Source organism: Bacillus sp. LQ01 (assembly GCF_057624735.1).
The window spans coordinates 982,517-994,316 of record NZ_JBYEZL010000001.1 but is presented as its reverse complement, the minus strand read 5'-3'; the positions used below and the strand labels follow the sequence as shown (position 1 = coordinate 994,316).

Below are 11,800 nucleotides of genomic sequence, written 5' to 3'. Positions count from 1 at the left end.
AAATCTTTTTTATTGCGCAATAAAACAATTTATATAATACTATATAAAACATATACATTTAGGAGGATTACAGCAATGTCCGAAAAAACATACGAACTCGCAACCTTCGCAGGCGGTTGCTTTTGGTGCATGGTAAAACCATTTGATGAACTTCCTGGTATTCATAAAGTACTTTCTGGCTATGCAGGAGGTCATGTAGAAAACCCAACATATGAACAAGTAAAAGCTGGAACATCTGGACATTTAGAAGTTGTTCAAATTACATTCGATCCTTCTATTTTTCCTTATCAGAAATTACTAGACTTATATTGGCCACAAATCGATCCAACTGATGATGGCGGACAATTTTTTGACCGTGGTCCATCTTATCGTACCGCTATTTTTTATCATAACGAAACACAAAAAGGGCTTGCTGAAAAATCAAAACAAGCTCTTACAGAAAGCGGTATGTTTAAAGATCCAATCGTGACTGAAATTCGTCCTGCTGCACCTTTTTACGCAGCAGAGGAATACCACCAACATTTCTATAAAAAGAATCCAGAGAAATATGCTACTGAGCAAAAGGAATCTGGTCGTGAAGACTTTATTAAAGAAAATTGGCAAAAAAAATAATAAAAACGCATCGTGCTTTTTTAGTACGATGCGTTTTTATTTTTGATAAAAGTACCATACAATGATGAAAACAACCGCTGTTAATGCCCAAAGCGCTACTTCATTTTTCACTCTACTCTTTTTCTTAGTCATTTCATCTCCTCCTAATAGCAATACAACGTATTCAAGATTTCCTCTGTTTCATTGTCCACCTTATATACATAAATACATCCTTACCAATCCTTATAACAAGACCACCAATAATTCCGATTGCAATTGAAATTACTAACATCTGTCCAAAACTAAAAGAATTTGTGTACGTTATGTAGAGAACGATACATATAAGTAAAACATCCGGTAAAGAAAGCAAAAACTTTTTAAGCATTTCTTTATCTCCTCTATACTTTATTTATATCTTCTACTGTAATTTTGAAATATAGTTTGTTCAAAAATTCCATTTAGACCCTCATTTTATGAAAAATAATAAGAATCCCTTTTCAAAAGAGATTCTTATTCAGTAGATTTAAGTTTAATTATTTTCTACATATCCTATTCCATAATTACTCCTAAAATAGAATAATATTACTAATCATTTATTGTAAATTGACTATTTGCCAGGCAACCGAATGTCGCGCCAGCTACCTACATCGCATTGGCCAAATTCATTATTACCTACCGCGACTACCGTGCCATCCGATTTAAGGCCAACAGTATGACAACGCCCCGCCGCTATCATATCTTTGGGCCATCGCTTCACTTTTTCTTTCGATAAAAGGTAATCCATGTTTTACCTCCTTGCATATAAGCAACTGTATCATAATAGATATTTTTATCAAATTTCATTATAAATCTACATTTACAAAGAAAGCTTATTTTACTTCTTCAAAAAATAAAAACCTCCAGTTTAAATACTAGAGGTTTTCTCGTTATTTCTTCAAGCGGTCAATAAAATCGTTCAATTTATCTAGCGATTTCATATTCTGATTGCAAGCTACACCATCTTTGCAAATGTAGTTTCCCTTTTTAACGAAAGTTCCTGGTACATCGCCTTTAATTTCAACTAAAAACATTCCTACTTCTTCATGCCCATGACATAATGAACAAATGCTTTTTTTATTTAAACTTTGGAACGTTCCTTGCAGACCAACAAATTTATTTTTATCATTTTTCGCTATAATAAATTTCCTGCTTGATCCCTTATCAATCCAACTTAAATAAGATATTTCTTTCATATCCATTTCTTCCATATCAGGAAGTTTTAACTTTTTCGCCTTAGGAAATAACTTTTTTAATGTTTGTGCTGTAACTTCTTGAAACGGAATTACATACGGATTTATTTTCATTAAAAATGACTCTGCATCTTCTCTATTTTGAACTGTTAATACCGTATCAATTAACTCTTTCTGTTCATCCGTTAAATTCTCAAATACATGTATTATCTTTTCAATCGCAAGCGATTTTAACGCTTGAATTACACCTCTATCATTTGCCGTTGCATGCCCGTTTGCTAAAATATAAGCTTGTGATTTTATAAAATTATATTGATCACTTCTAATAAACGCTTCCATCTTTATCACTCCATACAAATTGTTGATCTAGTTTTATTGTATACAATGATTACGTTTTTTGATATGTAAAAGATAACTTAGAAACAAACATTACATATATCACTTATTCTCTACCGCCGCATTTCCTGACAAAAGAAGCCATCATCTGTTTTCCATTCCGCATATAATACGTCTTCAAATTTAGTAATTCCTTTTTGCTTTATTTGTTTATAAAGCCACCCTTCATCAAATCCCGCTTCCCTCAAATTATCCTTAACTACTTTTCCATCACTAATTAATGAAATTGGTAAATATACAGGCTTATGTTTTAAACTTAAATCATTTACAGTAGGAGATTCATATTTACTTTTTTTCAAAACGCTTATGTTTCCGTTAGGTTCCAATATCATATATTCAACTTCTCGGATTGAAAATATATCTTTTTGTTGCCTAAGCATTTGTTGTAATTGGTTTATATCCAAATGATTTACGCTTAATTGTTCACGATCAATCTTTCCATTACGAATAATAATTGAAGGATATCCTTCAAAAAACCTTCTTGTCCCTCTTACTTTTTGTGTTATCACTTCAATAGTATAAATTAAAATTACCCAAACAAATACTGAATATAAAATAGACCATACTTTAATTTTAGGATCATATATTGAATTTCCAACGAGCTCACCTAGGACGATTGCAGAAATAAAATCAAAGGGCGTTAGCTGAGATATTTGTGTTTTCCCTAATATTTTTGTAGCAATTAATAGAACAAAAAAACCAATTAAAAGCTCTATCGTTATTTGTCCAATATGATTCATATATGTTCACCTTTCTACTCTTCAAATGTTCTGTATAGCATTTAATAAAAAAACGGCACATTTTTTCTATTATCATGCCCGTTCACACTTCATATATCCAATACATATAAAACAAAAAAAGTCTGATTCAAAGTAATATATGAATCAGACTCTTTTCCTCTTATTTAGAATACACAATCTTTTTAATCGTTTCCCCAGAAAGAAAATATTCTTCTGCAAGTTGATGAATAGCAATCCCACTTTTAAACGCTTCTTTAATTGCTTTATTTCTTTCATCTAATTGTTTTCTTCCGCCAGATCGTGTACCCCATTTATAATGTTTCGTTTCTTGTTTCGGAATGTAAATTGTTTCACCTTGTATATACTTTTGAATTTCAGTAATTAAACTCTCCGGTAAAACAGCATTAGCTTTTACGTATTTCATTTCTGCTCGCCCCTTATTTTTTATGGTTCATTTCAATAAGGTGCAAAGCCAAATATAAAAAATGATACGAGCTCATATAGGCGATTGTATATTACTTGTCTACCTCACGCAAAGTATCGCCATTTCCATACTTGGCTTTGCATGAGACGTTGCAGTGTCTGGCAATTGAATTATAATCGCCATATAAACACCTCCTAATATACCTTTTGCATTTTATTATATGATAAATTCCTTCTCCTTGCATCCACACCCTTCTTAAAGCACGAAATTTTATCTAAGAAGGGCTATCAGTTCGTAACAGTAAATGAATTGCAAAAAAGAGCAAAATAAAAAGGTAGCGTATCTTTGTATGATACGCTACCTTTCTTTTTATATAATGCCAAGTACATTTAAGAATACGATAATAATCGCAATTGGTGCGATATAACGAAGTAAGAATAACCATAATACGAATAGTTTATAACCTTTATTTTTACTTACACCTAGCTCTTTCATTAATACATCTTTCTTCATTTTTAAAGGAACAAAGATAGAAACTAATAATACACCAAGTGGCATTAATACGTTACTTACTGCATAGTCCGCTAAATCAAAGACTGTCTTCCCGAAAATCTTCAGATCACTTAATATACCGAATGATAATGCTGATGGTACCCCAACAACGAAGATTAATAACCCTACGATTAAGGCCATTTTTTCACGTTTCCCTTTACCTTTTGATGTTAACGATGCGACACTAATTTCTAACATCGAAATTGCTGATGTAATCGTAGCGAAGAAGAATAATAATAAGAAAACGATGAAGAATAATTTTCCGAATGCCATTTTACTGAAAATAGCTGGCAATACGATAAATAATAGTCCCGGTCCTTGAGATGGTTCCATTCCAAATGCGAACACAACTGGGAAAATTGCAAGTCCTGCAAGTAATGTAATAACAAGAGTTAAGGCTACGATAGAAAATGCTGAACGTGGTAAGCTTTCTTCTTTCGGTAAGTATGAGCTATACGTTACCATAACGGCTACCCCAACAGATAATGAGAAGAACGATTGCCCCATTGCGTATAAAATAACTTCTGATGTTACATGTGAGAAATCAGGTTGTAAGAAGAAACGAACTCCTTCTCCAGCACCATCTAACGTAAGTGCACGAACGATTAATACAAAGAATAAAACGAATAGTGCTGGCATGAAATATTTATTTACTTTTTCAACACCATTTTGTACACCTTTACTTACGATAAAAATAGTAATAAGGATGAATAATAGCTGTGATCCAACTGCTAAATATGGATTGGAAATGATTTCACCAAACGTAGCTTCGTATGCTCCATTTCCTTCCCATAGTCTACCTGTAATCGCATTCCATAAATATAATAAAATCCAGCCTCCTACAACACTGTAGAAAGAAAGTAATATGAAACATGTTACAATTCCTAATTTACCTAACCAAGGCCATAACGTTTTAGGAGCAATCTCTCTATATGCATCAACAGCCTCTTTTTGTGTACTTCTTCCAATAACAAATTCAGCTAATAATAGCGGTAAACCAATTAATAATGTGAAACCGATGAAAATTAGGAAGAACGCTCCGCCTCCTCCAATGCCGGCCATATATGGGAATTTCCAAATCGCCCCAAGACCAATTGCCGAACCTGCTGCAGCTAATACGAAACCTAATTTCGATGTCCATTGCTGTGAATTCATTTGTTAATCTCCTCTCTATCTCTTTTTCTTTGTTACAATTCGGTATTTATATTGTTCTATCAATACTCTTTTCTAATACGTTCACTTCCTCCCTAATAATAAAAAAACGTCCCTACGTAAATACGTAGGGACGACAAAAATATCGCGGTACCACCCTAGTTGTGAAGAACACTAAGAAACCACCTAAATAAAAACGCCCCTACGCAAAAACGTAGGGACGATAAAATATCGCGGTACCACCCTAGTTATGAAGCCACACCAAAGTTAGGACCTAAATAAAAAACGTCCCCACGTAAATACGTAGGGACGATAAATATCGCGGTACCACCCTAGTTGTGAAAAAATCTTCACCACTTTATTTGATAACGGTATAAACTACCGTCTTTCATTTCCTCAAAATATGAGATTTATGAAAGATGCTCCAGGACGAACTTCATGAATAATCTATATACTGATTCACACCAACCATCAGCTCTCTGAAATAGGGAGATATTCACTACTATACCCTTTCATTGCCCAAATATTATTTTCCGAATTGATTACTATCATTTTTATCACACATTAAAAATAGTGTCAACTTATATTTCGAATTTTTATGTATTACAATCTATTTAAAAATTCGAAATATAAGTTTTAGTTTAGAAAACAAGTAGCTTAATAACGAATTATAACAGGCAATAGAAAAAGAATTACGTATTATTGATACTTATTCAATAATACAAATCATCTAGAAACATAGCCTGTCTCTCTGTATTCATTTTTTAAGAGTTTGATGGATACCAAGAAAATTTCGCATCACTATCCAGTGGTCTATTTTTCGTTTCTTCTTTAATTACACGAAACCATTCATTTAGAATTTGAGTTTTGGGCAATTGAGCAGCAAGGCTATCTTCCCAAATTATATGTGAGAACCAGGCTTTCGTTTCCCATTCAAACTGCAATTGTGCGAACGAGATTATAGGGTGATCAGCTTCACGAAATTGCTGATTTACTGCATTTGAAACTTCTGGAGCTTGCGGTAACAACTCGTTCTGAATTCTATTTCTTATCGTCTCATTTTCTAGCTGATCCCAGAAATACAATTGCCCATTTATTTGATAAAAAATATCAAATGAAGCCTCACCTTTCTTCAAATTCAATAACACGAAGGCACGTTCCACATCATTGTCAGCCGCTTTTACAGCATTAACAATTATATTTTGTGCCATTGATACCCAGTAACTAGTCGCTTCCTCTACCGGTGATTCAACATACAATTCTTCACTTAATTCATGAAGAGTAGCTTCTTGCTCATTTACTTTTTCAACTTTTTTTAAAAACCTATTAAAAAAACCCATAACTTCCCCCTTATTACTATTTTCTATTTCACAAAATAAAAAATAGATTTTTCTTGCTCATCCACATTTACTCCTGGCGCGTATATATGAACTTGTTGCAACACTTCTTCTATTAGCAACTCTAACTCCTGTACGCTTTTTTCTGGATTCCCTATTAATGTGTCTGCCATACGTTCATATAATTTTTCAGATTTAATAGTCATTCGTTCCACATTATTAGGCATCCATTTAAACGCTGGATGATGTACGTACATTTTATTCAAACCAAATAAAACACCGAATACGTTCCTTTGTACTTCGCAAATAACGTCATAAAGCATAAGCCAATCTTTCCGTTTTAAAAGCGCCTTTCGATTGTGCCAACGATTACTTAACCATAGATTTTCTGAAATCATCAGTTTTGCTAGTTCATCTGGATATGCCGCTACTTTTTCTTTTAATTCATTCACTTTCCCTTCTCCATACAAACTAACACCATCATGAATGGATGATACAATACATTGTTTTTCATAATTTATATCATATTGATCCACCACATCCGAAATTACTTTCTCTACTGTCTCTGTTAAAAAGTTACTAATCTCTAATTTAATTCCCTCTTTCGTTAAATACGTTTCCGACCATTCTTCTTCCTCATACGGATGATACGATAATATTTTCCCATCAATATGATAAATAGGGGCCCTACGATCCTCATCTTCCGGCGGTGTTGACCATAAAATATGTAATTCTATATCTGAATGTTCATCTTCAAGCTTTCTAGCTACTGAACCCGCTAAAATAATAGCTTCTACTTTCGGATTTTGCCTATAAATCTCTGACATCTCTATCGCTCTCTCTTTTAATCCCATTTCATTTCCCCCTAAAATTGCAGTAATCCCCTATATTTCATTTATCTATTTCGATATTACAGCTTGCATTACCTTTTCAAATTCCTACTTAATCATATTTCTATCCAATAGCGCTGAATAACTTCACCAGTACGAGAAGAAACTACTTCATTTTCTAACACACCTCCAACCTTTTGAATCGTTTTAGCAGAACCGATATTGGATTTATCGCAAGTTATTAATACTTTCTGCAATCCTAATTTTTGCGCTTCAGCTAATGCAAGTTGTAGTTGTTTCGTAGCGTAACCGTGGCGACGTTTATTCGGATGGACACTATATCCAATATGACCGCTTTCCCGTAATAATTCTGGATTTAATCTATGTCTAATATTCACAAAACCTATAAGTTCCCCTTTTTCAAAACTTAAAAACTGACTAGATGGCACTCGATTAGCTAGTAAATTTTCTCCTAGTTCTTGTTTACTCACTTTTTCAAACCATTCATCAAGAGAATCAAAGTTTTGTAAAGAACTACTTCCATGTGGTTGTTCCCCTGAGTGTAAAAACGCTTGTCTATACGCCGTAATACGCTCACTATATTCATGGATTGGTTTTAATAGTTTCATTGTTCTTCTCCCCCTCTTCATTCCATAAAACAAACACCTTAATAGCAGCTATTCACTATTAAGGTGTTTCTATCCTTTTTATTCAAATAACCCCATGCTCAAATAACGTTCACCTGTATCAGGCGCAATACATAAAACTTTTTTACCAACGCCTAGACGTTTCGCTATCATGATTGCAGCGTAAACAGATGCTCCAGAAGATGGCCCAACTAATAATCCTTCTTGTCTAGCTAAGTTTCTCATTGTCGTTAAAGCCTCTTCGTCTGCAATTTGAATAATTTCGTTATACACTTCTGTATTTAAGTTTTTCGGAATAAATCCTGGGCTTGTTCCTACTAGTTTATGAGGACCTGGTACACCACCGGATAAAACGGGAGATCCTTTCGGTTCCACTACTGCAATATATAAGTTTGGCAATTTCTCTTTTAACGTTTCACCAGTCCCTGTAATCGTTCCGCCTGTTCCTGCCGTTGCAACAAAAGCATCAAGCTCTCCATCCATTTGTTCGTAAATTTCAAGTGCAGTCGTATAACGGTGAATATTCGGATTAGCTGGATTTTCAAATTGTTGCGGGATAAAACTATTCGGTATTTGTTTTTGCAGTTCTAACGCCTTCGCAATTGCTCCTGGCATTCTTTGTTCTGCTGGTGTTAAAACTACTTCTGCCCCGTATGCTTTCAATAAATTAATACGCTCTTTTGACATATTGTCTGGCATAATTAAAATCGCTTTATACCCTTTAGCTGCTGCGTTCATCGCTAAACCAATTCCTGTATTCCCGCTTGTCGGTTCAATAATTGTATCCCCTGGTTTAATGAGACCATTTTCTTCTGCAACGTGAAGTAAATTATAAGCAGCACGGTCTTTCACACTACGTGATGGATTAAACATTTCTAGTTTCACATACACGTCCGCTGCGTCTTCCGGAATAAATTTAGATAATCGGACGACAGGTGTATCTCCTATTAATTCTGTTACGTTTTCACATAATTTCATAGTGCATCCCCTATTCTATCGTTTTCTTATCACTTGGTAATAACCATGAAGTAAGTCCAATTAACGGTAAACAACTACATAATATCATAATGAACTGAAGGCTATATATATCAGCTAACTTTCCTAGTACTACAGCACCTAGAGCACCAAGGCCGAACGCAAGACCTACAATTAGACCTGATACCATCCCTACTTTTCCCGGAACAAGCTCTTGCGCGTATACAACAATTACACTAAAACTACTTGAACTAATAAAACCGATACATAAAAATAAAGGTACGACCCACACAAGTGAGACATGTGGTAATAACAGCGCAAGTGGCGCTGAACCTAACATTGAAAATACGATGATGTTTTTCTTACCAAATCGATCTGCTAACGGTCCCCCGAAGAAAGTGCCTAACACACCAGCAATCATAAATGCGAATACGAAATACTGGGCATTTTTTATAGATAAACCATAATGCTCAATTAAGTAAAATTGATAGAAATTCCCGATACCGGCACCGTACCAAGAGCGCACAAAAGTAAGAAAAACAAGAAGTATAATAACAAATTTAATGTGTGTACTTACAATTGCATTTTCCGCCTCAAGCGCAGCTCTCTTCTTCCTTCTTACAGCGCCGGTTGCTAATTCATTTTTGTACCAATTCGATACGAAAATTAATAATGCAATTCCTACTGCTGCAAATGCTGTAAAACCTAATGAACCAATTTGACCGAGTGGAACGAAAATTAGCGCTGTAAAAATAGGAGCTAAAGAATTCCCCGTGTTTCCCCCAACTTGATAAATCGCTTGCGCTAACCCTCGTTTTGCACCTGCCGCCATATAGGCAACACGAGCGCCTTCTGGATGAAAGACTGCGGAACCTAAGCCAATAAATAAAACAGAAATAATAACAATAATAAAGTTTGGTGCAAACGCGAGTCCAATCATTCCAAGCATACTTGAAAACATACCGAGTGGTAATAAAAATGGTGACGGTTTCTTATCTGAATACATACCAAACACCGGTTGCATAATCGATGACGTCATATTTAACGCAAACGCAATCCACCCTACTTGCATATAGGATAAATTCATCGTTTTTTCCAAAATAGGAAACAACGCCGGCACAACTGCTTGCATCGAATCATTTAAAAAATGTCCGAAACTAATCGCAAATAATATTCGATATATTGTCGGTGTTTCTACTGTGTTTTTTTGTGAAACTGCCTGCATATGTGAATCGCTCCTTTCTGTACAAAATATATATTTATTACAGTAGGTGTAATAAATTCTGACTTTTGAAACATTTCTATTCTATACTGCTTTCATTTCTTTTTCCAGAAATATAACTTAACTCCCATCATTGACTTGCATCCTTGTAACTTTCAGCAGTAAAACATTATAGAAAAAGGCAACCCAATCACAAACTGGGTTGCCTCTTACATTAAATTGCAAAACGCTTATACTTCTCGTAATCGCTCGTCTTACATTCCACTTCTAGTTTCGTACCTTCATTTTCATAACTCGTTGATAAAACGTGCGCATGATTATTGAAATACGAAACTACCTGTCCTTGATCGTACGGAATTAACATTTCACATTTCGTATATTCTTTATAAATATGGGAACGAATCATTTCTACAAGCTCTTTAATTCCAACATGTTTCTTCGCAGATAAATACACGCGGTCTTCTTGTACTTTCGGAATTTCAACATCCACCATATCTGATTTGTTATAAGCATAGATCGTTGGAATATTTTCTACTCCAATTTTCTTTAACGTTTCATTTGTAATATCAATTAATTGTTCATAATTTGGATTTGCGTAATCTACGACGTGAATAAGTAAATCTGCTTCCGCTACTTCTTCTAACGTTGAACGGAACGCCTTCACAAGATGATGTGGTAATTTACTTACAAATCCAACTGTATCCGTTAATAAAAATGATTTATTATCTGGCAAATCAATATTTCGTACAGATGTTTCTAACGTCGCAAATAACATATCTTTTTCAAATACTTGTTTTTCTTCTGTACCATTATAAATTTCAAGCATTGCATTCATCGTCGTTGATTTTCCTGCGTTCGTATAGCCTACTAATGCTACAACAGGTATTTCATTTTTCTTACGTTGCTTTCGCTGCGTTTGACGCTGGGCAACGAGCGCTTCTAAATCTTTATTCAAAACTGAAATTTGTTCTTCAATTTTACGACGGTCTAACTCTAACTTCTTCTCACCGACACCTTTATTTTTCGTACCAACGCCGCCACTCTGTCTCCCTAACGATTCACGAAGACCGATTAAACGAGGCATCATATACTGAAGGTGTGCTACTTCTACTTGTAGCTGTGCTTCTTTCGTTTTCGCACGTTGCGCAAAAATATCTAAAATTAAAATGGTGCGATCAATTACCTTACAATCTAAATCCTCTTCTAAATTTCGAATTTGTGAAGGAGATAATTCATCATTAAAGATGACCATATTCGCATCTATTTCTTGTACATACGCTGCTACTTCTTCAATCTTTCCTTTTCCGATATAATGCGATGGATTTACTCGTTGTAAATTTTGCGTTACTTGCCCAATTACCTCTACATCACAAGCTTCCGCAAGATTTGTTAACTCTTCCATCGAATATGCAAAATCATCTTCATTACCTACATTTACTCCAACTAAAACTGCTCTTTGTAATACTTCTTCCATATATTTATTCCTCCATTTCGATTACGTAAAATAAAAAACACAGGTCGCTGCCTGTGTTTTCGTAAACGGATAAGGGTTCACCAAAGAAATAGAAGAAAGCTATGCTTTCATCCTATTTTATAGTCAAAAAGTCCCAAGATCGTATACGTATCCACAATAAGCGTTCACCTATACAATCCCATTCTATTTATAAAGGCAAAACAAAAAGAGGGCGTATTCGTCCCTCCCTCT

The 11,800-nt window shown here is 34.6% G+C and carries 12 protein-coding genes, 1 pseudogene and 1 other annotated feature; of the genes and pseudogenes, 1 reads left to right on the top strand and 12 read right to left on the bottom strand.

Translation table 11 applies throughout. The features are described 5' to 3' along the window. Positions 1-75 precede the first annotated feature (75 nt). Entirely contained in the window at positions 76-612 is a 537-nt protein-coding gene (gene msrA / locus AC22L0_RS05345) for a peptide-methionine (S)-S-oxide reductase MsrA (RefSeq protein ID WP_001291887.1), read from the top strand. A gap of 163 nt (positions 613-775) precedes the next feature. Here the strand turns inward: msrA and AC22L0_RS05340 are convergent, their stop codons facing one another. The 12 genes and pseudogenes from AC22L0_RS05340 to hflX form a co-directional block, all read right to left on the bottom strand. Further along, positions 776-976 (bottom strand): hypothetical protein, encoded by a 201-nt coding sequence (locus AC22L0_RS05340; protein WP_000913386.1) that lies wholly within the window; start codon positions 974-976, stop codon positions 776-778. Between the two features lie 240 nt (positions 977-1,216). Then, a pseudogene (locus tag AC22L0_RS05335) lies at positions 1,217-1,375 on the bottom strand (RCC1-like domain-containing protein); the annotation flags it as partial. 142 nt (positions 1,376-1,517) lie between these two features. After that, positions 1,518-2,159, bottom strand: coding sequence for a FusB/FusC family EF-G-binding protein (locus AC22L0_RS05330; protein WP_000387073.1), 642 nt, complete (start codon positions 2,157-2,159; stop codon positions 1,518-1,520). Positions 2,160-2,269: 110 nt separating this feature from the next. After that, on the bottom strand, positions 2,270-2,956 hold the full coding sequence (locus AC22L0_RS05325) for a DUF421 domain-containing protein (protein WP_001015536.1): 687 nt from the start codon (positions 2,954-2,956) through the stop codon (positions 2,270-2,272). Between the two features lie 160 nt (positions 2,957-3,116). After that, positions 3,117-3,380, bottom strand: coding sequence for a CD3324 family protein (locus tag AC22L0_RS05320; protein WP_000878325.1), 264 nt, complete (start codon positions 3,378-3,380; stop codon positions 3,117-3,119). A 369-nt stretch (positions 3,381-3,749) separates the two neighbouring features. After that, the gene (locus AC22L0_RS05315; RefSeq protein WP_001088187.1) at positions 3,750-5,087 is read right to left on the bottom strand and encodes a sodium-dependent transporter; all 1,338 of its coding nucleotides are present in this window, start codon (positions 5,085-5,087) and stop codon (positions 3,750-3,752) included. A 299-nt stretch (positions 5,088-5,386) separates the two neighbouring features. Beyond that, positions 5,387-5,609, bottom strand: a binding site (T-box leader). A 239-nt stretch (positions 5,610-5,848) separates the two neighbouring features. Then, positions 5,849-6,424: a hypothetical protein gene (locus tag AC22L0_RS05310; protein ID WP_087968071.1), complete on the bottom strand. Its 576-nt coding sequence runs from the start codon at positions 6,422-6,424 to the stop codon at positions 5,849-5,851. Between the two features lie 23 nt (positions 6,425-6,447). Beyond that, the gene (locus AC22L0_RS05305) at positions 6,448-7,275 is read right to left on the bottom strand and encodes a DUF4037 domain-containing protein (protein ID WP_087968073.1); all 828 of its coding nucleotides are present in this window, start codon (positions 7,273-7,275) and stop codon (positions 6,448-6,450) included. A 92-nt stretch (positions 7,276-7,367) separates the two neighbouring features. Then, entirely contained in the window at positions 7,368-7,880 is a 513-nt protein-coding gene (locus AC22L0_RS05300) for a GNAT family N-acetyltransferase (RefSeq protein WP_000771279.1), read from the bottom strand. A gap of 78 nt (positions 7,881-7,958) precedes the next feature. Beyond that, on the bottom strand, positions 7,959-8,876 hold the full coding sequence (gene cysK / locus AC22L0_RS05295) for a cysteine synthase A (RefSeq protein ID WP_000762273.1): 918 nt from the start codon (positions 8,874-8,876) through the stop codon (positions 7,959-7,961). A gap of 10 nt (positions 8,877-8,886) precedes the next feature. After that, positions 8,887-10,098, bottom strand: coding sequence for an MFS transporter (locus AC22L0_RS05290; RefSeq protein WP_001149411.1), 1,212 nt, complete (start codon positions 10,096-10,098; stop codon positions 8,887-8,889). Between the two features lie 211 nt (positions 10,099-10,309). Beyond that, entirely contained in the window at positions 10,310-11,569 is a 1,260-nt protein-coding gene (gene hflX / locus AC22L0_RS05285; protein ID WP_087968076.1) for a GTPase HflX, read from the bottom strand. Positions 11,570-11,800: the final 231 nt, after the last annotated feature.